General features: G+C 39.4%; 17 protein-coding genes. 2 read left to right on the top strand and 15 right to left on the bottom strand.

The window, feature by feature from the left end; all coding sequences use genetic code 11:
* Window positions 1-30: 30 nt before the first annotated feature.
* Genes AB9K32_RS04380 through AB9K32_RS04365 form a run of 4 tightly spaced genes read right to left on the bottom strand, consistent with a single transcriptional unit; the run spans window position 31 to window position 3672 of the window.
* Complete coding sequence (locus tag AB9K32_RS04380; RefSeq protein ID WP_224837281.1) at window positions 31-372, bottom strand: DUF2853 family protein; 342 nt, start codon at window positions 370-372, stop codon at window positions 31-33.
* A 37-nt stretch (window positions 373-409) separates the two neighbouring features.
* Window positions 410-2152 (bottom strand): 2-succinyl-5-enolpyruvyl-6-hydroxy-3-cyclohexene-1-carboxylic-acid synthase, encoded by a 1743-nt coding sequence (menD, locus tag AB9K32_RS04375; RefSeq protein WP_369884470.1) that lies wholly within the window; start codon window positions 2150-2152, stop codon window positions 410-412.
* Window positions 2153-2207: 55 nt separating this feature from the next.
* Window positions 2208-3269, bottom strand: a complete 1062-nt coding sequence (locus AB9K32_RS04370) for a chorismate-binding protein (RefSeq protein ID WP_369884469.1) — start codon at window positions 3267-3269, stop codon at window positions 2208-2210.
* The gene (locus AB9K32_RS04365) at window positions 3250-3672 is read right to left on the bottom strand and encodes a PaaI family thioesterase (protein ID WP_224837278.1); all 423 of its coding nucleotides are present in this window, start codon (window positions 3670-3672) and stop codon (window positions 3250-3252) included. Before AB9K32_RS04365 ends, AB9K32_RS04370 begins: the two co-directional genes overlap by 20 nt.
* Window positions 3673-3734: 62 nt before the next feature.
* Between AB9K32_RS04365 and AB9K32_RS04360 the strand changes: the two genes are divergently transcribed.
* Window positions 3735-4379: an alpha/beta hydrolase gene (locus tag AB9K32_RS04360; protein ID WP_252079636.1), complete on the top strand. Its 645-nt coding sequence runs from the start codon at window positions 3735-3737 to the stop codon at window positions 4377-4379.
* A 6-nt stretch (window positions 4380-4385) separates the two neighbouring features.
* Here AB9K32_RS04360 and AB9K32_RS04355 read toward each other — a convergent pair whose 3' ends face one another.
* Window positions 4386-5312: a hypothetical protein gene (locus AB9K32_RS04355; protein WP_252079635.1), complete on the bottom strand. Its 927-nt coding sequence runs from the start codon at window positions 5310-5312 to the stop codon at window positions 4386-4388.
* A gap of 80 nt (window positions 5313-5392) precedes the next feature.
* Entirely contained in the window at window positions 5393-6649 is a 1257-nt protein-coding gene (locus tag AB9K32_RS04350) for an FAD-dependent oxidoreductase (protein ID WP_293295343.1), read from the bottom strand.
* A 137-nt stretch (window positions 6650-6786) separates the two neighbouring features.
* On the opposite strand from AB9K32_RS04350, the gene AB9K32_RS04345 reads away from it, so the two are divergent.
* Window positions 6787-8343, top strand: coding sequence for a M28 family peptidase (locus AB9K32_RS04345; protein ID WP_369884468.1), 1557 nt, complete (start codon window positions 6787-6789; stop codon window positions 8341-8343).
* A 54-nt stretch (window positions 8344-8397) separates the two neighbouring features.
* Here AB9K32_RS04345 and AB9K32_RS04340 read toward each other — a convergent pair whose 3' ends face one another.
* The 9 genes from AB9K32_RS04340 to AB9K32_RS04300 all read right to left on the bottom strand — a co-directional run bounded on the left by AB9K32_RS04340 (window position 8398) and on the right by AB9K32_RS04300 (window position 24780).
* The gene (locus AB9K32_RS04340) at window positions 8398-10032 is read right to left on the bottom strand and encodes a hypothetical protein (RefSeq protein ID WP_369884467.1); all 1635 of its coding nucleotides are present in this window, start codon (window positions 10030-10032) and stop codon (window positions 8398-8400) included.
* Between the two features lie 187 nt (window positions 10033-10219).
* Entirely contained in the window at window positions 10220-12091 is a 1872-nt protein-coding gene (locus AB9K32_RS04335) for a PQQ-binding-like beta-propeller repeat protein (RefSeq protein ID WP_369884466.1), read from the bottom strand.
* Window positions 12092-12982: 891 nt separating this feature from the next.
* Window positions 12983-14866, bottom strand: coding sequence for a deaminase domain-containing protein (locus AB9K32_RS04330; RefSeq protein ID WP_369884465.1), 1884 nt, complete (start codon window positions 14864-14866; stop codon window positions 12983-12985).
* A gap of 146 nt (window positions 14867-15012) precedes the next feature.
* The gene (locus tag AB9K32_RS04325) at window positions 15013-15312 is read right to left on the bottom strand and encodes a hypothetical protein (protein ID WP_369884464.1); all 300 of its coding nucleotides are present in this window, start codon (window positions 15310-15312) and stop codon (window positions 15013-15015) included.
* An 82-nt stretch (window positions 15313-15394) separates the two neighbouring features.
* On the bottom strand, window positions 15395-15757 hold the full coding sequence (locus AB9K32_RS04320; protein ID WP_369884463.1) for a hypothetical protein: 363 nt from the start codon (window positions 15755-15757) through the stop codon (window positions 15395-15397).
* Between the two features lie 141 nt (window positions 15758-15898).
* Window positions 15899-16243 (bottom strand): hypothetical protein, encoded by a 345-nt coding sequence (locus tag AB9K32_RS04315; protein ID WP_369884462.1) that lies wholly within the window; start codon window positions 16241-16243, stop codon window positions 15899-15901.
* A gap of 12 nt (window positions 16244-16255) precedes the next feature.
* Entirely contained in the window at window positions 16256-19306 is a 3051-nt protein-coding gene (locus tag AB9K32_RS04310) for a fibronectin type III domain-containing protein (RefSeq protein ID WP_369884461.1), read from the bottom strand.
* Window positions 19307-19309: 3 nt separating this feature from the next.
* Window positions 19310-20662, bottom strand: coding sequence for a PKD domain-containing protein (locus tag AB9K32_RS04305; protein ID WP_369884460.1), 1353 nt, complete (start codon window positions 20660-20662; stop codon window positions 19310-19312).
* The gene (locus AB9K32_RS04300; RefSeq protein ID WP_369884459.1) at window positions 20659-24780 is read right to left on the bottom strand and encodes a hypothetical protein; all 4122 of its coding nucleotides are present in this window, start codon (window positions 24778-24780) and stop codon (window positions 20659-20661) included. Before AB9K32_RS04300 ends, AB9K32_RS04305 begins: the two co-directional genes overlap by 4 nt.

The raw sequence follows: 24780 nt of genomic DNA, 5'->3' as shown, positions 1-24780 counted from the left end.
GGACAGCTTATAATTTAGTTTTGTGGACGCTTAATTGTAAACGGATTCCTTACCGAAATGTTTGGCCAACATATAGTAAATTACCGCACGATGTTTGTTTTTTTCAGATTGACCGTATGAATCGATAACACTTTTGATCGATTCCATTAGTGCCGGCGTATCGGCCAGCCCCAATTTTTTGATCAAAAAATTGTTTTTAACCGTTTCCAGCTCCTTATCATCGGAACCTGATACCTTGGAGGCGTCCAAGTTATAGATGGCCGGACCCAACCCTATGGCCACCTTGGTCAGAAAATCCATGTCCGGAGTCTGTCCAAATTTGTTTTTGATGTCTTCTGCGTACTTCTCGATCAATTCGTCTCTTTTGCTCATAATCTGTTAGTGTTCTTTTTTATTTATAGTTAAGGTTCTAAGATATAAAATCGAAGTATCCAAGCAAAATTTTATTGTTCAGTTCACGAGGCGTTCTTATTTCCAATAGTTTAGGTCGGTCGGAAGTTGCATAAAACTCGTTCGTCCCCTTTAAAAGTTCATCCTCGTTTTCGGCAACCAAATAGTCAAAGCCGTACATTTCGGCAAGATGTTTTGCAGATAACCCATGGCTGGTCTCAAAAAAGGTCTCGAACTCCTTTGTGTCCTCTTTCCCCGGCAATATTCTAAAAATACCGCCTCCCGAATTATTGATGAGCACAATCCTAAAATCGGGACGTAAATATTGATTCCATAGCCCATTGCTGTCATAGAAAAAACTAAGGTCTCCCGTTAACAACAAAGTGGGTTCGGCGCTAAAAATTGAACTGCCCACTGCAGTGGATGTACTGCCGTCGATACCACTGGTGCCACGATTACAGAATACCTTCAACGACCTGTCCATTGGAAACAGTTGGGCATATCTAACCGTGGAACTATTGGCCAAATGTACTTGATACCCTTTGGGTATTCCCTTTATAATGTGATCAAAGACCTTAAAATCCGAAAATGGAATTTCTTTAAGGTAAGCATCCCGCTTTTTTTCGTATTGATTCTTTTTCCGTTCCCAAAAAGATTTGTATTCGCTTTGTGCGGTTACATCTTGCCCAACTATTTTTTTAAAAAAGAGATTTGGGCCTATTGTAATATGCTTGGTTAGGCAGTAAAACGTATCGTTCGCCTTTTTGGTGTCGATGTGCCAATGTTCTTTGGGCGTATACTCCCTTAAAAAAGCTTTTATTTTTTTGGATACGATCAATCCCCCAAAGGTCAACAATAGTTCTGGTCGCAGTTGTTCGAACAACGTATTTTTCTTCCCGGATTTTTCAATGGGCGCTATGATACTATCTATACTCTCAAAAAACTCCGGATGATGCAAATTCGAGGTAGTTTCGGTAAACAGCAAGGTGTTTGGGTCATTGGCCAACTTTTGAAGCACTTCATCTTCAATGGTGTTGGGCTGATTTACCCCTACCAGAATCATTTTTCTGGAACTATTGGCCCATGTTTTTGCCAATTCTTCCCAATCTTGATTATCGGATAAGCTCTTGGTCAAGAATTTTTTTTCATCAAGACGCTCTATCGACGGTTCCTCTACCCTTCCGTACAGAGGTTCTTCAAAAGGAATATTGATGTGCACCGGGGCTTTTTCCAAAAACGCTACCGTTAAGGCTCGATCTATTTCTGTTTGATTGAAGGATTGTACTTCTTCCTGACTTTCCCGCAACAACGATTTACCAAATTTTAATATGGTATTTCGTGCGTGGGACACATCTTGCTTTAAATTGGCCGAATAGCTTGTATGTTTTTCCAAAACATTTTCTTGGCGAATGGTCTGTCCATCTCCAATATCGATTCGGTATGCGGGTCTATCCGCCGAAATTACAATGAGAGGGATATCGCTGTAAAAAGCTTCGGCGACTGCAGGGTAAAAATTTAACATGGCGCTTCCCGATGAACATAAAACGGCGACAGGTTCCTGCAAGTGTTGTGCCATTCCCAAGGCAAAAAATGCCGCACAGCGCTCATCCACAATGCTGTAACAATTAAAAAAAGGATTTTTTGTGAAACTTATTGTAAGTGGGGCATTTCTTGATCCCGGTGAGATTACAATGTTTTTAACTCCCCTTGATCTAAAGTTCAGAACCAAGGTTTGTGCAGCAGGAATATCTGAGTACATCATGGATTACAAAAATACATCATCTTTGTGGTAATGCCTTAAATTAGATAGCTTCTATTTAAAGGACATTCAACATGGTCTTACTTTTGTTTTGGGTTTCGACCCATTCACTTTCCGGGTCCGATGCTTCGGTAATGCCACCACCAATAAATATGGTTGCATTGTATTTGTTCAATTCCATACAACGAAGGTTTACGTAGAGTGAGGTTTCCTCTTCTGCACCAAAGTTCAATTCTCCCAAAAATCCGGTATAGAACGTTCTTTTATAGTTTTCGTTCTTCTTTATAAACTCTTTTGCTTCGGCCGTAGGAATACCACAGATCGCCGGCGTGGGATGCAAGGCCCTTACTGCCTCTTTGGTTTTAATATTCGGGAGCATGGTTCCCCTCACCTCGGACCTTAAGTGCCATAGTGTACCGGCCCGGACGGATTCGGCATCATCTATTTCCAAATGTTCCATGGTATGGGCCAATTTATCTCCGATGTACTCGGAAACCATTTGTTGTTCATCTACCTCTTTGCTACCCCATTTTGGTACTTCCCCTGCAACGTAAGGGAGTGTCGCTGCCAACGACATGGTGTTCAGCTCCTTGTCTTTTACTTTGACCAATGTTTCTGGTGTGGCACCACACCATGTACCTACCTTTGGATGATGAAAAAGGTAACCAAATGCATGGGGACAGGTGCCCAAAAGGGCCTTGAAAATTTCAAGAGGTGATTTGGTCAACGGTACCTCGATCTTTCTTGAGAGCACTACCTTTTGCAATCTACCTTTTTTAATTTCCTGTATGCCTTTTTTTATTAAGTCAACATGAATTTCCTTACCATCTTCCACCAAATTTATGTGGGCCGTATTGGCAAGGATCTCTGTTTTATATTTTCCTTTCCATACTTCATCCGGTCTGATCAAAATGGCATCACCCTCGGTATCGAAAGGAGCAAAAAGAAATCCTTTCTCGTCAAAATCCTTGGAAACTAAAAGGTCCTTATCTGTTTGAAAAACGGCCTGTAGTTCCTGTTGGTCGGGTTTGCGATATATGGCAAAGGGCAAACCATTTTCAAGGCAGTGAACCACCTTTTCAAAAATTGCTTCGGGTTCTTTATTTTCTAGGTAATGCAATGGTCGTGAGTTTACAATTGGATATCAGGTTTCCTTCCTCGTCCGTTATTTTTATTTCCCATAACTGGGTCGTTCGTCCTTTGTGTAAAATGGATGCTCTTGCGTACACAAATCCTTCTTTTATGGAACGCACATGGTTAGCGGAAATCTCTATGCCGCGCACAAAAAACTCGTTTCCGTCCAAAAAAACATAAGATGCCGCACTTCCCACACTTTCTGCCAACGCCACAGAGGCACCTCCGTGCAAAACACCATCGGGCTGGTGTACTTTTGGTGTTACGGGCATTTTGGCCAAAAGGAAGTTTTCGCCAACATCTATATATGTTATATCCAGAGTTTCCATTAAGGTCCCTTTGCATATCTGGTTGCAAACGGAGAGAATTTTCTCCTTGTGTTCGTTCATCGCTCTACTTTTTTGTAAAATTACGCAAAGCTTTTGCAATATTCATTAAAGCCTAACTGAACATGTCCAACAAAGAGAAAACCGTAAGCTACACTACTCAGAATACATATCTGACGCAGAACAAATTAGGTCCCAAAACAAAAAATGTTTGGTTGGTTTTCCATGGAATAGGCTATTTAAGCCGCTATTTTGTAAAATACTTTAATGGTCTAGATCCAGAAGAAAACTACATTATTGTGCCGCAGGCTCCGTCCAAATATTATTTAAAAAATGAGTATAAATATGTTGGCGCCAGTTGGTTGACCAAGGAAAACACTGCAACGGAAATCAATAATGTGATCAATTATATTGATGCGGTACTCGATTCAGAAAAGCTTCCAAAAGGTGTTGATTTGATCCTCTTCGGTTTTTCGCAAGGTGTATCGGTGGCCACCCGATGGTTGGCCCGGAAAAAAGTGAATTGTAAACTTATTGTGTTGTATGCCGGGGGTATTCCCAACGAACTTACCGCTCAAGATTTTGAGTTTTTAGATTATAATAGTACCCAAATCAAAATTGTGTACGGAGACCAAGATCAATATCTAAATCCAGAACGCTTAAAAAACGAAAAAGTAAAAAGTGACACTTTGTTCCGTGGCATGGCCGAAACCATGACTTTCATTGGTGGCCATGAAGTACAACCGGAAATAATCCAGAATTTAGTATAGTATTATTTAGTTGCTGGTTTCTTCTTTTAAATCCTCTTCCGGGTAGTATGTGATAGTCCTTGTGGTATAGGTATTGCCAGGTGTTACGATTTGCTTGACCCAATTGCTGGGCTTATGATTATCGAACTGAAAAATGTACTTTTCCGCAGATTCCGTATTAATGGTCTTTTTTATCACCTTGCTCAAAACACCATCGGTATATTGATAATACCGCTTTTTTTGTGAAACGAATTCTTTTTCTGTAAAATCGTACAAGAATTCCTCGCTGGTCACCAACTTTCCTGCACTGTTGAATACTTCTTCCGTGGCAGTATTCGGTTCACCATCAATATATTCCTTGGTCAAAATCACCTCCTGATCACCATTTGGGGTCTTTTTAATGGAATTTCTTACCGCTTTTTGCAAAATTCCATTAGTAAATGTACTCACGGTAAGTTCATTTTTTACCTGGGTATATTCCAAGGTGGTTTCATCTACCCCCTCTACATTGGACGAGATGATACGGACCAACCTTCCGGCTTCATCATAATAATATTGTTCTTGCTCTAAAAATTGTTTGTCGTAAGAAATTATCTTTTCCGTTACTTTTCTATTGGGAATGGTATCCACTTCATAAAAATTGGCCATTGAAGTGGATTCGTCCAGGACATTGTTCTTATAGCTTTCCATCCGTTTTTCCAACAATTCACCATCTTTATAGGTGTAATAGGTAATGTCTTGGTCATTGTCGTTGTACTGCGTGACCGTTTTCTTTAACACCCCATTTTTATTGAATTCGAACAGTTCCTTGCCATAATCGGTAGAAACCAAACAGGTCTTCACTTTTCCCTTTAGATCGAAGTCATTTAATGTGAAAATTTTAAGCTCTTGCGACCTAAGTGCGGTCAAATTGAGCACTAAAATTAAGATTGGGATGTAACTGAGGTTTCTCATACTGTAAAATTAGTTGTAAAAAAGTCAACTGAAAAATCTATGCCACATTAAAAAACCCCTCAATAAAAAAATTTTATGATCTAAAATTTACGGTCGGGGTCGAACGGTTGTATGTCCATGGAGAGTGACTGCCCGGAAACAAGTTCGGTGATCAACTTGCCCGTTGCCGGTCCCAAGCTCCACCCCATCATGGCGTGTCCGGTGGCTACGGTTAAGTTTTTGATTCCTTTTGGTCTTCCAATATATGGAAGCCCATCTGGTGATACTGGTCTCAATCCACAACTTGCATTCGTTTTGGCCTTTTCCGGAACCTGTAATCCTTCATAATAACCCTCCACACCTTTTGCAATGGCTTCCACTCTTTCTTTTCGTATAGTATGGTTTATCCCCGAAAATTCCATAGTGCCCGCGAAACGGGTAAACCCTTCCATTGGGGTTACGGCAATCTTCTTTTCCATTAAAATGGCGGGCATGGAAATGTTCGTAGGTTCTTCCACATTTATTCGATATCCCTTGCCAGCTTGTAACGGCAGTTTTAGGTTTAATTTTTTTGATATGTTCGATGTCCATGAACCTGCGGCAAGAACCACTTCGTCGGCCGCATAGGAGGCCTTGTTCGTTTTTACCTCGGTTATTTTACCGTTGGAAAAAGCTATATCGGATACTTCCTCGTTTTTATGGATGGCCACTCCACTTGTATTTAGGTGTTTTACCATATTTTCCATGATCAACGGGGGTGTTGTGTGGCGATCACATTCCCAAAGTATAGCGCCTTTGGCATTGACCTTTATATTTGGTTCGAGTGCCGTTAGCTCTTCCTTGGACAACAATTTGCCATCCAATCCCAAGGTGCTGGCCTTTTCCACCACCTCCATCTCATGGTCGCGGGCCTCATCGGTTTGGAACATCATCAACAGACCTTTATCCCCTATTTTAAATGTACCTAAATCACCGGAAGACTGTATGGCTTCGTACAACTCTCTACTTAACAGATTTATGTCCCGAATCACCGGCATTGCCAAATCGACCTTTGTTCGTGTCGAGGATTTTTTAAAATACCACGCCCATTTCATAAACTCGGGATCCAAACGAGGTTTCATGTAAAAGGGACTGGAAGAATTGAACATGTATTTTATTCCTTTGGTAATCATTCCGGGGGAAGCCAAGGAAATAATGTGACTTGGTGTAAGATACCCCGCGTTTACAAAAGAAGCCCCCGAAGAAATATCGGACTTGTCCAAAACGGTTACCTGATGGCCTTCCTTTTGAAGAAAGTATGCGGTAGATAGTCCTATTATTCCTCCACCTACTACTACTACACTCTTATTCTTGCCCATAATACGTACAAGTTTAATAAATCCACTAAAAGGGGACCAAGTTACGCAATGGGTTTGATAATGTTTATCTTAGAATAGTAATTTCTTTCCTAAACTTTTAACTATTTTTGGAGGATTCAGATAACTTAAAAACACAAATGAAAAAATTATCCTTATTGGTATTGGGCTTAGCCTTTGCCTGTAACACTTCCCAAAAAACAGTTTCGGAAGTAGCAAAAACCCAACCTGTAGCAGACCCCGTACCTTATGCGGAATCAATTACAGAAACCGAACTAAAAGAACACCTGTACACCTATGCTTCCGATGAGTTTGAAGGCAGGGAAACTGGAAAACCTGGCCAAAAAAAGGCTGTGGAATATATAAAGGCGCATTACGAGTCCTTGAACATACCCGCTGCACAATCCAATGGCAACTATTTTCAAAAAGTAGCATTGCAAGAAACCAAAGTGCCAAAAGGCAATGTAACCTTTAACAACGAAAGTTTTTCTTTAGGAGAACATGCCGTAGCATTTAGCCCAGCGCAAGGTACTTTTAATGAAATTGTTTATGCAGGTTTTGGAATTGAGGACGGTGATCATAATGATTACAACGGAATCGATGTATCCGGCAAACTGGTACTTATAAAAGCCGGCGAACCTCAAAACACGGATGGAACTTATGTAATATCCGGAGATCAGGAAAAATCCGACTGGAGCAATATGTCCGAGGCCATGGGGAAAAAATCTACTTTGGCTTTGGAAAAAGGCGCCAAAGGGGTACTGTATTTTGATTCACAGAATTTTCCAAGATTTAGGGGATATTTCCGATTTATGGAAAGCAACAATAGTGGTCGAATGCAACTTGCAGATGACAGCAACAATGACATTTTGATTGTTTTGGACGAAAAAGCGGCTACTACACTTTTCGAAAATATAGAAAAGGACCATACTCCAAAAACTATTACTGCCAATGTAAACTTGAATTTAACCGGCAGTAACGACAATATAGATTCTGAAAATGTGGTTGCCCTTTTAAAAGGTACCGAAAAACCGGAGGAGTATGTGGTTATTTCTTCTCACTTGGACCACATCGGGGTTACGGCAGACGGTCAGATCAATAATGGTGCCGATGACGATGGCTCGGGTACTGTGGCGCTTTTGGAAATTGCCCAAGCATTTAAGCAAGCTGCCGAAGAAGGCAAAGGCCCCAAGCGTTCCATTGTATTTTTACATGTTACCGGAGAAGAAAAAGGATTGTTGGGTTCCAAATACTATACCGATGTTGAGCCGGTATTCCCATTGGAGAACACAGTCGCCAACCTTAACATAGATATGATCGGTAGAATAGACCCAAAATACAAAGGTTCTCGAAATTATTTATACCTGATCGGTTCCGACAAACTTAGTACCGAACTCCACAATTTATCGGAGGAGGTAAACAAAAAGTACACCAATATCGAGTTCGATTACACCTACAATGATGAAAACGACCCAAATCGTTTTTACTACAGAAGTGATCATTACAACTTTGCCAAGAACAATATTCCGATCATTTTCTATTTTAACGGAACCCATGCGGACTACCACAGACCAAGTGATACTCCCGATAAAATAAACTATGATCTTTTGGAAAATCGCTCTCGACTTATTTTCCATACGGCATGGGAGATAGCCAATCGCCCAAATAGATTGGTGGTGGATAAAGCCACGGAATAACCAACAGCTATCTTTATAATTTAAAAGCCCTTGAAAACAAGGGCTTTTTTTATGTCAAAAACTATAGCTGTGCCCAAATGTTATGGTCAATTCGTTGGAATTGCTCGATGATAGGTTTTTAAACAATTGTATTAGATTTAAATGAAAGTTGTGCTTCTCTTTAAGGACGTAGTTTAGATTCAACCTAAGGTTGGTAATATTGGTTTGGGCCATACTTGATTCACTGGTATTATAAGAAACACCAAAATTTGTATTCAAAGTTTTATCAAAAAATCTTTTGTTCATGTTTAAGGTTGGTCCCCAAGTAGTTGAGCGATCAGTACCAATAGTGTTCAAGGTCCCGTTAAGAGCTGTGGTAATATTGAGTTCCTTATTGGGCAGTCCCATGGTATATGAAACATTTCCATTATGAAATGTTGACGCGTTTCCCAAACGCACTACTCCGTTTTCCGTATTGGACACATCTGCCAAGGCATAATTTATATTCAGGTTTTGCTGTAAATCTTCTTTTTGGGAAAGAAGGTAATTGATGTTAATATTTGCATTCTGGGACAATTGTTTATAATCCAACACATCATATTGATCATCCAACAGATTATCATCGTTGATTGCATCAAATTGATTCACCTTGGAATTGGTATAAGTGGTAAAATTGGAGTAAGAGCCAGTTACAGTTAAAACCTCCGAAGCATTATATGTTGCATTTAGAGACCCTACTGCCCGTTTCATTGCACGTTCATTTTGGTTTTTTAAATCGTCCCGCTGGTACCCCATACTAAAAGCAAGGTTTAGTTTATTATTAAACAAAACAGTACCGGAGTTTAAAGTGATATTTTCAAAATCGTTATTGAAAAAGTAAGCTCCCAAGGTCTCATACCCTGGGGCAATACGCTCGTAGGCGATTCCCAATGTGGATTTATCAAAATTATACTCCAACCCGGTTCGTAAAGCATCAAAATATTGCGTAGAAGCTCTTTTATTTAAGAAAAGTCCAGATAGGCTCCCTGTATTGTTGGGCAATGGTTCCGATCGTAAGTCCTGAGTCAAACCTGATGTAGCATACGTAACATTTGCCTGCAAGTTTTTCTTGATGTTATAGGAACCTTCAAAACTCAGGACCAAATTTTCCTTTGGACCAATTTCTTGCTCAACGGGAAGCATGCCAATAGAGCGGATATTATCCTTGGCATAAAATGCAATTGCCCCAATTTTGTAAAGTTCTTGCTCGTAACCTATTTTTAGTCCGTACCCCATTCGCTGGAAAGCAGGTATGGTCAATTCATCACCATCAAACTCTGTAGCCTTTAATAAACGACCGGCCATTGCACTTACTTTCCATGGTCCATTTGGGGTGAGCTCTACCCCTCCCCCTGTAAATTGATGGCCATTTAAGGTGTAGGGTGAAAAGCTCATCGCCACATCACCAATATGCCCTTGTATCCATTTATATCTTGGATGAAGGCTCAACCTATTTAGATTAAAAGGAAGATTATAATTAAGCTGTTCCCCTTGATTGGAATAGCTATAGCTTATGGGCATGCTAAATTGATAGATCCCAATATTTAAATTTCCTTGAAAAAAATACGTGAAGGGTTCCCTGCCCACCTCTTGATCGGAATGATAAAAAATACCATTGGCAGAAACTCCTCCTCCAATTTTAAAGGCTTTGCCCTTGCCGAGAGTTTTCAAATCAACGGTTTGAGCGGATGCAATAGTAATGAAAAAGAAAAATGTAAGCCTGAGCCAACTTATTTTAGAAATAGTTATGTGCATAGAACAACATGAAGATTGGGATGGGACAACACGTTAAATAATATTCTCCTCTCGAGATTTTACCCAAGAAGAGAATATCTATTCGTTAAAAAACAGTTTGACTTTAAAATTGATAGGATGTCAACAATTCATTGTTTTGGTTAACAAAGACTCTATTGTCAACTATATCAACAAGGTAGTTTGGTGTTTTGTCCAACAAATCTATTTCTTTTTCAATTTTCCCAGTTGCCTTGTTCACCATGTAAATAGAGTGTTTTGTAGGTGCCGTATCACTTTTCACCTTGGTAACTAAAAAATGATGGTCGAGGGTCTGTTGTGAATTAAAATAACGTGTTTTTGTAACTTCCAACACGGGTTGCATGGCATAACCATTGTCCACATAAAGACCTGCAACTAATGAAGTTTCCTGATTAGCACCGTTCTGATCTAAGTTGCTTCGGTATACCCCATTGGACAAATCGGTAAGCATGTTTATATTTTCTATGGAACCGGCAATATCCAAATCGACACCTAAAACCGCGCTCCCAGCAAAATCGCCTAAAGCAATAAGTGCATTTGAAGAGGATGGAGGTTGGTAATAATCCGTGTACACCAATTCTCCTTGGTTAGATAACATTGATACGTGTTGATCAGTAAACAAGAAATAGCCTTTATTCATAACATATTCCGCCTGTAAAGGTGTTTTTCTGGATACTTTTTCCAAATCAACATTTTCGGCAAAAAGGTCAATATCCCCTGTTTCCAAATCAAACTTATATCCTTTTCCATTTTCAAAAATGACCACTCTGCCCTCCTGTTCATCATATGTTACTGCCGGAATGGAACGAAACTTAACGTCTTTTTTCCATACGTCCTTTCCCGTTTCATAATCTATAATATTAGAGCGTTCTGTTGAAATATACATCACTCCTTTGTCTGTTAGACTATTGAAATAGGCATATCCATTTATTTTGGCGTTCCAGACTTTTTTTCCATTGGCATCAACCCTTGCCATTTCACCTAGTTTTTCACCTTTGCCAATGGCTATATAATCGTTTCTATTGGGTATGACCTCCGTCAAAGTATTTAATTTAAAACTCTTTTTCCATTGCAAATCGTTGGTTGCTGGGTCTATGATATTAAATCCTTCAGATTCTATTAAAATTAGATTATCTGTGTCATCATCCTCCACCAAATCAATCATATATCCTCTAAGTTTTAATTTCCCAGGTGTAATGTCCTTACCCGTCCATGGATCAAGAATGATTAATTTTTTGGATTTTTTTACACCAACGTACAGGTTATTGTTTATTGGGGAATATACCAAAGCCTTAATTTTTTTGTTGGCCTGATAGTACCATATTTGACCCCCATTCTTTGGGTCCAAAGCATAGATTTCTTCTCCAATACCTATGATCATGTTTCCATTTTGGTCAAATTGGGGAGGATGGTCCACAAAAGATACACCCCCAAAAGCTTTTTGTAAAAGATTTTCCTTGTTCTTGCCAACGGATGCTATCCATTCCTCCTTCCAGGTTCTAAGACTGAATTTCATAAGATACCTGATTTTGTCGTGCACAAGTTCAAACAAGATCATAGCTTGCTCAGGATATACCGTGAAGCCTTTTATCTTATATTCCTTTTCTTTGGTATCAAAGAGAATCTCCCCATTACTGGAATTGATGAGCACTCCTCTTTTTTTTCCTAAAATGGAGGTGTACTCCACATAGAACATCGGTAATTCTGGAATACTCAAAAAAGTATTCTTGTCAATCGATTTAAGGTCCTCATTGTACCAGACCTCCTCTCCGGTATTGTTGTCTAGGGCCATAAGGCCTTTATCGCCTGCTGCCAAGATGAGACCATCGTTGGTCTGTTCTATCCAGCCTACCTTGTAGAGTTTTTCGTTTAAATTGATTTCCCAGAGCTTGTCTTGGGCATAGGTAGTGGTAATGCATAATGCCAATACTAGCATTAGGTAATTGTTACGTAGCATAAGTAAATTTTTAATGGTTAATGGTTGTTTTCTCCCATACTCCTTTTTGGAAGAAAATTGATTTGGGGTTATGCTGCGTTTTGTTTTTGGTGGTTAGATCATTATAGTATTTGGTTGTATCTGTTAAACTGACAGGCTTAAACTACAAAGTAAGCTGCCTCTGGGTTATGGAATTTGTATTTACGGCTCATTTTATAGTTTAATTTACTCTTTCTATTTTATGGCACGAGCGGGACGCTCGCGCTAGCGGGAGGCATGCTTACCATACGTAAAAGATAATCCGCCACACAAAGCAATAGATACTTTATTGGCTAATTCAACTAAACTTAATTTTGTTTCGATATGACAACTACCTCTAAATTCTACTACTTTATCTCTAGAATCCATTTACTACCAATCAATTTTTCCTTTTTTACGCAATTCCTCTTCATAACAAGCCAAGCCAAAACCTAAACTAAAAATATTTTCTAATTTGGAAGTAGTTCTAATTTTGCAAAAAAATACTTCTTTCTCTTCTACGGTTTCTACAATTTCAAAATCTGTATTACGTAACCTATTAAATCTTTCTGAAGAACATCTGCCGATGTAACCATTACTTTAAAAAGTAATTCTTTATTTTTCTCCATGACTTTTGTATTATTTAGCCCCTATCAATCAATATCAATTTTGTATTAGGAATAAATAATTCATTTATTAGCCGATAATCGGCTATAAATAGCTCCTAATTGAAATATATCGGACAATTGAACATTTCCAGAGATTCTTACAAAATTGACTTCATCCAAAATATACTCTAACAGTTTAAAATTTGTTTTGTAAGTCTTGTTATATAATTCAATTGATTTTATGATGGCACTTTCATCATCACATATCACTTCAAATATTAGTTCTTTATTTTGCTCCATCTACTAAGATTAATTTTATGTTAGGAAACATTTCATTGAATTGCTGTATTACTCCTTGACAAGAACTACAATATTCCAATTCGGAAACAATTTTCAATTCTCCCTTAACATTTAGCTTTATTATACCAGGACTTCCTCCTAAATCACTTGCCAATTTGTTAAGCATTTTATATTCACTATCTGTATTTCTTAGCCACGAACGACCATTGCTGCTCTCTACTTCAATAGCTGTGAATATTTGTGGTTCAACATCAGGCTTAGCCTCACCACTTAACCATATTTTGTTATCAACAGCATTGCCGTTCAAATTACCCTCAAGATAGCCACAATTTTTCCCTTTTAAGTTATTTACAATCCTGTAATTTTTTATTCTTGTTGTTGCTTCCAGTATTTCTTTTGGGTTTCCTCTCCTGACTACACCTACAAAACCTTCCAAAAATTCATCCACCCCCTCGGCCAAATTCCTCCCCAACCTTGCATTGGCCTGCTCAAAGAACTCGTCCCATTGTGACTTTGTAAAGGTATGCAGTTTCTGTAAAATCTGCTTTACCCGCCCTATCTTGGTGGCTGCCAATGCTCCTGCACTTATAAACAAGGAGCCTACAATAACCATTATTTTTCCTTCTTCGTACCGTGCTATATTGGTCTGTTGCTCTATTTCTTCCCAATATTCTACCAGATTTTGCTGTACCTCCTCAATCAGCTTCTTGATGTTCTCGATTTCCTTTACATAAGCAATCAGCTCATCTATCTCGGACCTCAATTTTGCAGCATCCTCACATTTCTTGTCCTTGTAGTTAGCTACATAGTTCTCCACACTGTACCATTGTGTTTTTAGCCAACTCCAAATGCCTTCCTCCTTTTTTTCGGCCTCCAATTTGGTCAATAGCTTGCCCAAGCGTTCTTCGGTCAACTGTACCTTGGTCGGGGTACATTGTAGGTATGCCCAAGTGTATGCATAGATAAAATCGTTGATGCCATTGCCCAATTGGTAAAGCATCTTGGGCAATTCCACTAACCCTTCCCCTTCTTGGTACACCCCGTCAATTATTCCTGAAACAAAAGGCAGATCAACTTTAGAATGGTATAGGGGTTGTGGAATATCAGCCTCTTTCCAAATGCACCATGGTACAATTCCTTGGTCCTTGTAACTGGCCCATCCTTCTTCTTGGCAGAGTTCTTGGGTCTCCCTAAAATATTCTATCAACTTTTCAAGGTTTTCAAGGGTACCTTTAAAAGAAGGGTCGTTCGTTATCTTATTGAAAGACTCCTCTACAAAATATGTATCCTCCGCCAAGGTTACCTCTTCCGCGATCTCTTCCAATCGTTTTCTTGTAGCGGCATCTTTTGCTATTATGTAATCTATGACCGTTTGGCTCAAATCATTACTGCTGGCAAGTAATGTTGGCCCAAGTTTTTTGACCTCCTCTTTTTGTGCCTCTGTGGCAACAGGGCTGTCCAGTATTCCTTTTTTGATTTGCTCTCCGAACAAATCATCCAATTTTTCAATATTGTTTACCTTTTCATCTGCCTGTACCTTAAAGTCTTCCCTTGTTATAAGGCCCTCTGACAATTGATCTTGTAATTCTTCCAGTTGTTTCAGCTCGGATTCTCTTCTATCAAAGATTTGAGAAATAATATCTCTTAGCGAGCCTACAAACTGGCCAATATCCGAATTGAAATCATCCACACTTACCACATTGTTCCAATCCGGGTCATAACTGGTCTCCACCATACCCTCCACCAATTGGTAGTCGGTATTGATCTTAATGTTATCGAACTCCACACGAATCCGAGTGAATTTGCCCACGTTTACCTCTCCTCCTGTCACCACATTGGCAACATCGACCACTTCTTTGATACTTTCCAAAAAGGGCAACGTGATATAGCCCCAACCGGAGAAATGGCCGTTGCTCCACGGACTTCTTTTTCTTTGTCTGAAAGTCCGTGGATAATTTTGATTTCAATAAGTCAAAGAACTTTTGATTCTGACACAATTACTAGATGTTTAGGTATTCACAAATACTTATTTAAAGATTCTTCAATTCTTTCTTTTAAATTTTCAAGGTTATTAAATTTCTCAGACCAATTATAACTTTTCATCTCACTATCATCTTTGGACATAAAATCAAAAAACAAATGGCTATCTTCATAAATAATGACAATCCCCATATTACTTTTATTTTCCAAATCAATTGCTAAAGTTCTTATATTTTGAAAGTTCACTTCTTCTTTAAATGTCAAATTTGCATTCTTGATTTCATTTAAATTCTCGAACCACATTTTTATTTCTGTCTTAGTATTGTTAAAGTCCATTTTGATCAATTATTTGAATATTAGATACTTTTATCATATTCATATCTAACCAAATTGATTTAAATCATTCTATAAATAGCTATCAAATGCCAGGAATTTGTTTACTTTCATACTTAATTAAAAAGTTCATCCAATCATTAAGTAGATTTAACATAAATGAAGTATCAACCTCAAACGGTTCAAACTCCTCAAAACCATTGCGAATGATGCATTTTTCTCCTAGAACCTCTACAATACACCAATCATCACTTGCGAATGAATATTTTTGTTTTCTTTTAATAGCTTTATTGATTTCTTTGAGTACATATTTTATTTTATCTGATTTTGAAAATTCCTCAAATCCCAAATGTGCTAACATTGAATATTTTGGAGGAAAAAATTCCATCATTGGGTATTGATTCCCCTTTTCATCAACTCTTATATAAAAACTTCTTTCTATTTCCATTACTAAAAAATTGGGAAGGCTGATATTATTTGGTTTGTCCCATCCGATTTCAAAAACATTCTTATTTCTATACCTTCGGTGCTAAAACCTTTCCATGTATTTCCTGTAACAAGTATTTTATTTATAAATGCATTTTGAATCTCAGTTAAAATTTTGTAGTTCCTCTATTTTTCTTTTCCACATATCTTTATCAAAAACAATTTGATACTTATTTATCAATTCATCATATAATTTTTTTTCAGATTCAATCACTCTTTTGCAAAAAATCAATTCCTCTTCTTTTGATAGTTTTATTGGCTCTGCAGGATAGTCATCATTATATGTCAATTGATAAATAAAATCCAACGCTCGTATCTCATTTTTTAAATCTTGACTTATTGGCAAAGCATCAACGTTAACATTTTTTACCCTTGACATATCGTTGGGAGTTTCATAAAGCCAAATAGGAGAACAGAAGTATTCAAACAGATACATTATTTTTTTCATAATTTTTTAAAATTATTTAGTTGCAGATTTCATATTCGCACCGACAACGTACCCATTACTTCCTGTTGTAATGGCTATTCGTTGTTTATTTCCTTGATAAATCAATTCGTATATGGGTCGACCGTTCCCAGAACCTTGATAACCTACAATCTTATTTTTCTTAAGCGCTTGCAAAATGAAATCCGAAATATTGGTCTCGCTGATTCCAGCATCAATAAATTCTTGTTTGTGTCTTAAAATATGTTCAAATCCAGAGGAAGTATTTCCTTTTTCAAGAAAAATAATTTTGTCCTTATTATTTTTAAATATCCAAATTAAATCAGCTTCTGTAAATTTTACCCCAGAAGCCCTAAGCTGCACTATTAAGGCTTCATCCAATAAATTTCCATTCTTACCTAACCTCCTTCCAAGGTCATCCCACTGCGCTTTGGTAAAGTTACGCAGGCCAATTAAAATATCCTTTACCTTCTTGATCTTGGTAACGGCCCCTATGCCCGTGGCAACAGAAAGTAGCTGCACGTCCAGCACCGCCCGTTCATAACGTTCCTCGTTTACAAAGGAGTAGTAGCTGTAAACTTCCAAGGTTTCCCACAGCTTCTCGGATACTTGGTCGCTAAGGTTTTTTATCTCTTTCCAATCCGTAATAAACTCGAAAAAATCCTCTACCGCCTGTCTGGTGTCATCAAACCCTTTGCACTTATCCAGATATTGCTGTAATTGCTCCTGCCTTTCCTCATCGTCCACGGTAAACTTATCCAGTTCCTCCTTCATCCAATCCAAGAGTCCTTTTCGTTCATCAGGCACTTCAACGGTCTCCAACAGTTTATTCAACCGCTCCCTGTTTACTTTTACGGCCATGGGGTTGCACTCTATATAGGCCACTGTAAACGAATAAATGAGTTGGTGGATGCCACTTCCCAAATCCTTTAGTAACTGTGGCAGTTTTAAAACACCATCTACTTCCATATACACTCCATCCACCAAACCAGACAGATAAGGAATATCGCTCCCTGAGTATAGATTTTCGTTCGCAACCTCGGCATCCCTCCACAAGCAATATGGAACAATTCCTTTGTCTTGATAGCTTTCCCAATCTTCACTGTTGCATTGTTTCAGGAAGTCATAAATTTCTTCCAGTTTTTCTATCGTCTCCCAAAATGCAACACTGTTTTCAGGGTCATTGAGAATTCTTTGGGCCTCTCCCAGAAAAATCTCATCCTCTGCCTTTTCAATGCTTGTCTGCAGTTTGTTGTTCTTTTGGATGACCTGATCGGCCATTCCATTGCCGGTATCGTACCCATCTTCACTAGTGGATTCTGCGATAAGGTCATTGGATATGGTTTTATAAACTTCTTGATTGGCAACAAGTTCATTTTTGGTCTCAATTGTAATATGGGGGCTGGATAGCAATTCGGATATATGGTCGTCCTGTTTTTGGTTCAGTTCCTGCAAAAGGGAAACTTCTTCTTCCGTTCCTGTATAGTTGCTCAGTAGTTCATTGATTGCATTGAACAACTCCCCAATATCCTCAACGAATGCATCTACATCCCCAATATTGCTCCAACTTGGGTCATATTCCGTCTGCACCAAACCATCAATGAGCTGGTAATCGGTATTCACAATGATATTTGTGAAACCAACCGTTATTTTGGTGTCCCCAAAATATGGCACGGTAATGAAACCCTTCCCAGAAAAAAGGCCGTTGCCTCTCTGTACCTCAACCACAGTAACAGGAAAATCCCCTGCCATAAACACTTCGTTCACGCCAAGGCTGAGCAACGGATCCTGATTGGAAATTTCAACATCTGGTGGAATGCCGCAATTATAGTAGGCCATTTCGTCCTCTGTTGGGGTGGTAAACTCGTGTATCGCAGAATAGGCCAGTCCACCGTTCGGGGTGCATTCGCCGCCCACACGGAACTCGTAGGTGGTACCCGACTCCAAATTTCGGATGGTGGCCTCGTTCGCCTGCGACCACAGCCCAAACCAATCGTCTTCCCCATAGCCTTTTTTACGATACTGCACCCTATAGCGCAAATGTTGCTCCATTTGCCAATTGATCTTTACGGTCTGGGAGTTCTCAGCCTCGGAGAGCACAAAACGTGGCGGTGGGCAATCGGCCCGGTAGGTAAAATGGTAGATTTCGCTCATCCCGTTGTTACGGAACAGGGAGGTCTCCGTAAAGCCGTCGCTCACAAAGGCCCTTACCTGCCAACCGTAGGTCTTCCCCTCCAAAAGCGGCATCTGTGCCGGGCCGTAGTGCAGGGTGGTGGCATAAGTGGTGGTTTGGTACAGCGGTGGACTTGCTAAAAAGGCCGCCTGTGGATCCATTCCTGTGTCCCATAGTTCCTTTAAAGTGAACTCGTACTGTACCGCTCCTGCGTTGATGTGTCTTGGCGTCCAGTTAAAAATAATGTTCTGTGGTTTCTGGGCCGTGACCAAGTCACCTCGAAAAGGAACATTGAGCAATGGTGGGTCGTTGAGCAGCAAATAGATATTGGCGCAACTGCGATTACTTATACGCTGACCCGAAAACTGGTCGTACACCTCAAAACAGAAGCGGTACTGCCCTTCGGGCAATTGTTGGCCATACTGTTGCTGGGAGATACCCACCAGATTGTTATAATTAAAATAAGCCTGTAGATCCAAATTGGTCAACCTGTTGTTGATGCCTCCGTTGAGGATAATGGGTATGGTCCCCGAAACAAAATCCGTAGATTGGAAATTGATTCCGGGTCCCTCCACATAAAGTTTTAATCGTACTTGCCTACCGGATTCTTGGGCATCGGTGAGCAAAAGGTTCACAAAGAGTTTTTCCTGCGTTGTGGTGGTATAATCAGAAAGTTGAAAACTGTAAGGTGGTATTATCTGTGGGGTGACCTGTACCGGGTAGATTTGAGCGGTTGCCAATACAGTGTACAATAAACAATATACAATGAACAGTTTATTAAATAATGACTGGTAGGTTTGAGGCCATGTGAGATTCTTCTCGATGTTCAGAATGACATTCACCAGGCTTTGATAATTTTTCCTTTTGATTATTGTAAATTGTTTATTGCTCATTGGTCACTGCTTTTGCACTTTAACATCCATAACTATGTGAGAGTTAGCTCCATCTTTTACAAACTCTTTTATTTTGATGGCTCCTTTTCTACCATCCCATGTTTCAAACAATACTATTCTTGGAACTTCGGTATCATCAAAATCCTGAATTCCCCCAATCGTTTCTTCAATGGTCATTTCGGATAAAAGGGCATCATCTTCCATAGCATCAAATTCCACAACAGAAAGTGATGCTCCACACTCGCAAGATTCCTGCAGGTTGATGAACTTGGTATGTTTTGCATTGGGTATTGGTTCAAACGTACAATCCTCAACCTCATCTGGAGACACAAATTTGTTGAAGTTGAAATCTTGATTCAAGGCAAAAAAAGCAACATCAATAATGCTTCCGTTATCCAACGGAACACCTTCTTTTATATATACTTCTCGTGATGTAGTGGAGTAAAATGCGCCTACAATATTGTTGTTATGTGCTGAACTGATCCCAAGCTTAACATTATTAATGATTCTTAAATTGGTATCATCATAAATGGTTATCTCTTTGGTGATTGTATGCGACCGTTTACTATTGGAAGCTTTTAACTTTAGTTGATGAACACCTGGGGTATGAATGGTAATAGTTGGATTTGTCTCCATGCTCGATGATGGAACCGCAGTATCAAAAGTCCATTCAAAATTTGTAGCACTTATACTTTTGTTGACAAGGGTCAGTGAAACGGGTACCTGAAAGTCATCATCATCAAAAGCAACTTGATAATCGAAATCGGCATAAACATCTGGGGTTACGGTAATGGTATCGGAGACCAGTTGTGTTTCTCTCCCATTACTGGCTTCAAGGATTATGACATGGTCACCCGGTTCGTTAAAAACTATATGCTGCGGTGATTTCTCCGTGGATTGTGATGGAATGCCTTTTTCAAATTTCCATTGGTAACGGTCCGCTCCCGTAGTCATATTTTCGATATTGACCGTAACGGGCGGGTAGTTATCGTCAACTATGTGGGCTTCAAATTTGGGGATTATAGCTTCGTCTATCTGTATTTGATATTGAAACGTTTCGTTGCTTCCATCCCGGTTGGATGCCTTCAAGTCAATTGTATAGCTACCCGGTCTGTTGTAGCGAACCATACCCGGGTTTTTATCTGTGGAGGAGGATGGTTCACCTCCTTCAAAAGCCCATTGATATGTGTCCGCACCTTCGGTAAGGTTATTTATTGTGACACGAACGGGCACGGAATAATCATTCGATTCCGCAGTAACTTCAAAATGAGCCTTTATGGGAAGAGCCACTTCTTTGGCACATGAAACCAAAAAAACGATCAGAATGAGGATGGCTGTTTGTTGATACCGCCTCATAAGATCACAATCTTCCTGATTTCACTCCCTTTGGCCGTTTCCAGGAGCAACAGGTAAACCCCAGAGGCTAAATCCATAGCGTAAGGTACTTGGTAATAAGCGCTATCCTGTAATTGTTGCTCGTCGTAAATATGGTTCGTGGTAAGACCAAACAATCGCAAAGCGGCAGGGGATGCTTCTTGAAGGGATACGACTACTGTAAACATACCCGAAGAAGGGTTGGGAAATACCTTAAACTCTTTAATAAAAGGTGTAATGGATTCCCCGACATCCGGGAGTTCCCTAGCTTCTGCTACAATAATGGACTTTGAAATATCCTGGTAACAATCTCCTTGATAATTCCGAAGAATCACTTCGTAAGCACCGGGTTCTTCAAACCTAACGATTACAGTACCCTTTTCTTGCTCAATTACTTTCATTCCAACGGGAAAGACCCACTCTTCATTGGTCCCAATAGGATTACTTGTATTCACCAAAACAACATCCTCGCCTGCGAAGGCTTGTGATGTAATCAAAAACTGGGAATCAATCTCTATTTCGGTTGTAGTAATTTCGATGGTATCACTTCCAGAGCAACCTAAACTATTAGTCACCGTCGCAGTATATCTACCAGGTTCGGATAAAGTGACTTTGGGTGAGTTGCTACTAAATCCATTATCAGAAATCCATTTGTATTCGGCATTGGGATCGTTTATGGTAATATCCGATGTATGCTCTTGCCCATTGCATAGCGTTCTATTTCCTCCCAAATCTACTTGCGTAGGGAATGGTGCTTCCAAGATTACTTCTTTGCTAGTGGTGCAGCCTACGGCATCAACAACCTCCAAGTTATAGCTCCCCTGCCCGATATTGTTCAGTGACAATGAAACTTCATCTACGTTCCACAAGTAAGTATATGGTGGTATTCCTCCTATAATTTCCACATCTAAACTACCGTCTTCTGACTCAAAACAGGTAGGTGATACTATATCAATTACACTTACAGTTAACTCTTCTGGCTGATCTATGGTCACCTGAGCACTTACTTCGCAACCATAAAAATCCATTACATATACAAAATAGGTACCTGCAATTAGATTTTCCGCAATTTCTGTATCGGCTCCTGAAGACCATGAAATGTTATAAGGGGGCATCCCTCCTTCTATGGCTACCGTTGCCCATCCATCGTTACCATTAAAACAACTGACATCCAGTTTATCCATTTGCAGAACAATAGGGTCAGTTTCCTGAACCGGGTATTCATAATCCGTTGGTTCTTCTAGCATATTATTCACGTAAACACCTAGAATAATTCCATTGGCATCTTCAATATTGACCGCATATTCACCAGCATCCACATTATCCAATATATTTCCGGTTACATTTGGAATAGTTTGCCAGATATTTTGGTCATCTTTCTTTTTCCAAGTGTAGATGTAGGCAAACTGACCATTTATCAATGGATCAAAAGGCACTCCTCCTGATGCGATGGCCATCAATTGACCATCATCGGATGGATTATTGAATAGGTTTTCCCCATTACAGGAAATGGGTATGGTTTGTACTACACTCAAATCCAAAGCGGGCGGCTCATCTAAAATAAACTCAGCAACATAGGTACATCCTTCTTTCTGTACTGCATTTTCGTAGTTGGCATCAGTCACAGTCATTGTGTATGTGCCAGCTGGAACATCATGCATTTGAACAATATAACCCTCTGGAGCAGTTTGAGCTGTTGTTGTATTGATAACATTGTCTTGTTCATCCCGCCATTGATATGCATAACTATCATTGTTTAAAGGCGTTCCTCCATTTACTTGAACCGTGATACTTCCGTTGGTAAAGCCAAATGCTGTAGGTTGCACATATTGTGGGTTGGAAATTGATACCGGAGCATCGGGTTGACCAATGGTAACTTCTGCCTCGGCTTCACAACCCCGGGAATCCACAACATAAACTGTATGGTTACCCAACCAAAGTCCTTCGGCAGTTTCGCTTGTAGCTCCAGTTGACCATAAGTATTCAAACGGGGGTGTTCCGCCATTGACAATTGCTGTGGCTGTTCCGTCTGTTCCTCCAAAACAGTTGATGTCCGTTTTTTCTATTTGAACGGTAAGGAGTTCGGGTTCTTCCAATACATAGGTCACATCATTGGTTTGTTGCAGTTGGTTGTTAATATAGGTGCCGATTACAACCCCATTAGCATCCTCAATATTTGCAGCATATTCGCCCGCTTCCAGATTGCTGAGTACATTGGAACCATTGTTGGGAATATTTTGCCAATTGTTTGGCCCAACTTTTTTCTTCCAAGTATATATGTATGCATACTGACCATCGATCAAGGGGTCAAAAGGTACACCACCAGTGGCAATTATGGTTAATTCACCATCGTTGGATGGATTGCTATATATATTGGCGCTGTTGCAAGAAATGGGAACAGTTTCTTCTATACTCAATTGCAGCTTAGGAGGGCCTATTAGCTCAAAATTTTGGGTTAAAATACACCCTTGTATATCATCTGCTTCACTATAATTGGCATCCGATATATTCAATGTGTAAGTTCCTGCAGTTACATTTTCCAAGGTGATACGATATACATTGTTCACATATTGTGCAGAGGTTGTATTAATAGGATTATCATCTTCATCGTACCAGGTGTAGTCATAGCTATTGTTTTGATAGGGAGTTCCGCCCGAAATATCCACAGTGATGCTACCATCGGTAAAACCATAGGCGGTGGGTTCTACAAAATTGTCATCAGTAATCTCCCCTATTGATAGTGCCTTTGAAGGTTGACCGATATATATTTGGTCATCTTCTTCATTGGATATACAAATGGCATTGCCATTGACCCGCTGTACTGCCACCTCATAATTGCCTTCCTCCAAACCAATTAGCGTATGATTATTGGGATTATCAAAATCCGTCCAATTGCCCTCATTATTGACCTTAAATTGGTACTTGCCTTCCTCGGAACCACCAGAGGCGGTTATTTTAAAACGACCATCGCTGCCTCCAAAGCAATACACATCGTTTAGTTCTTGGAGAACAAACATGACCGGATCGGGGTCCTCTACTACAAATTCATCCGAAAACTCAAGACTGTTCCACGATTCGTCTTCAATATCCTCACCATCTGGATGTGTTTGATATTTTACCAGATAGCTCCCTTCTACTAAAATTTTCGGAAACGTATAGGAATAGGTATCATCTTGGTTGTCAATTAAAACCGTGGTGTCTTTTTGTACTAAGATTGGGCCATCTGGGTCATTTGCATCATAAACTGAAACAACGAGTTCTTCATTAATATTTTCATCTAAATCCCTATCCAGAATCATGGTAAAACTGCCATCATCGGCTCCTACGCAGGAGGTTTTATGAGGGGTTAGGTCGAGGAGTTTTGGTGAGCAGCCGATGATATTAAATGTAAAACTATCTTCAGGATTCAACACAACATCTGAAAATGACGCCTCAACTGTATACCTCAATTGTAAATTTCCATCAAAAAGAGAGTCATAATTAAGACCAAGTGCCTCTTCTAAGCTAACATTTAATGGATATCTATTCGAAAAATTTGGAATTTCAACCCACTGACTGTTTTTATTGTAATATTCCCATTTCAAACCCTCTACCGTGTGATCTTGGTTGTCCTCATATTGTTCAAATAAGAGTTCTGTTGGACACCGTTCAAAATCATCTGGATTCAAATTTGGTAACAATATTGCATAATAATCAATAGGTAAACATGTTCCAGCTTGCTCATTCGCTGTACATGTAATTTCTTCTGGTCCATCATAAAAAAGATTAATTGATTCAAATAAGCTTATTTTTTGGTCTACTTTATCATCAGGGTCATCACAATACCAACTAAATTGTCCACAAGGTCCATTACAATTCCAGTTGGGGTCATCGTTATACTCTTCCTTAAAATCGACATATATGTCTACTTCATCTTCAATTAAAAGATATACGCCAGTTTCATAAGAAATACCATATTGAAATTGGTACTCATCATAAAAACAGTCTATGTCGTTGATAAAATTTATTGTTGGTTTTTTAGAATGTACGAACAACTTAGATTGTGAAAATGTAAGTTGACACAACAATCCTAAAATGACAAACAACACTAGTTTTTTCAT

Source organism: Allomuricauda sp. XS_ASV26 (assembly GCF_041224615.1).
GTDB lineage: Bacteria > Bacteroidota > Bacteroidia > Flavobacteriales > Flavobacteriaceae > Flagellimonas > Flagellimonas alginolytica.
The sequence above is the reverse complement of the archived record's forward strand: the minus strand, read 5'-3'. Positions and strand labels throughout refer to the sequence as shown.

Excerpts from the sequence above, each read along its gene's own strand:
- AB9K32_RS04355 (WP_252079635.1), bottom strand. The coding sequence starts at position 5,312 with ATGAGAAACCTCAGTTACATCCCAATCTTAATTTTAGTGCTCAATTTG.
- AB9K32_RS04310 (WP_369884461.1), bottom strand. The coding sequence starts at position 19,306 with ATGAGCAATAAACAATTTACAATAATCAAAAGGAAAAATTATCAAAGC.
- AB9K32_RS04335 (WP_369884466.1), bottom strand. The coding sequence starts at position 12,091 with ATGCTACGTAACAATTACCTAATGCTAGTATTGGCATTATGCATTACC.
- AB9K32_RS04300 (WP_369884459.1), bottom strand. The coding sequence starts at position 24,780 with ATGAAAAAACTAGTGTTGTTTGTCATTTTAGGATTGTTGTGTCAACTT.
- AB9K32_RS04305 (WP_369884460.1), bottom strand. The coding sequence starts at position 20,662 with ATGAGGCGGTATCAACAAACAGCCATCCTCATTCTGATCGTTTTTTTG.
- AB9K32_RS04320 (WP_369884463.1), bottom strand. The coding sequence starts at position 15,757 with ATGGAAATAGAAAGAAGTTTTTATATAAGAGTTGATGAAAAGGGGAAT.
- AB9K32_RS04315 (WP_369884462.1), bottom strand. The coding sequence starts at position 16,243 with ATGAAAAAAATAATGTATCTGTTTGAATACTTCTGTTCTCCTATTTGG.
- AB9K32_RS04380 (WP_224837281.1), bottom strand. The coding sequence starts at position 372 with ATGAGCAAAAGAGACGAATTGATCGAGAAGTACGCAGAAGACATCAAA.
- AB9K32_RS04350 (WP_293295343.1), bottom strand. The coding sequence starts at position 6,649 with ATGGGCAAGAATAAGAGTGTAGTAGTAGTAGGTGGAGGAATAATAGGA.
- AB9K32_RS04325 (WP_369884464.1), bottom strand. The coding sequence starts at position 15,312 with ATGGACTTTAACAATACTAAGACAGAAATAAAAATGTGGTTCGAGAAT.
- AB9K32_RS04365 (WP_224837278.1), bottom strand. The coding sequence starts at position 3,672 with ATGAACGAACACAAGGAGAAAATTCTCTCCGTTTGCAACCAGATATGC.
- AB9K32_RS04360 (WP_252079636.1), top strand. The coding sequence starts at position 3,735 with ATGTCCAACAAAGAGAAAACCGTAAGCTACACTACTCAGAATACATAT.
- menD (WP_369884470.1), bottom strand. The coding sequence starts at position 2,152 with ATGATGTACTCAGATATTCCTGCTGCACAAACCTTGGTTCTGAACTTT.
- AB9K32_RS04345 (WP_369884468.1), top strand. The coding sequence starts at position 6,787 with ATGAAAAAATTATCCTTATTGGTATTGGGCTTAGCCTTTGCCTGTAAC.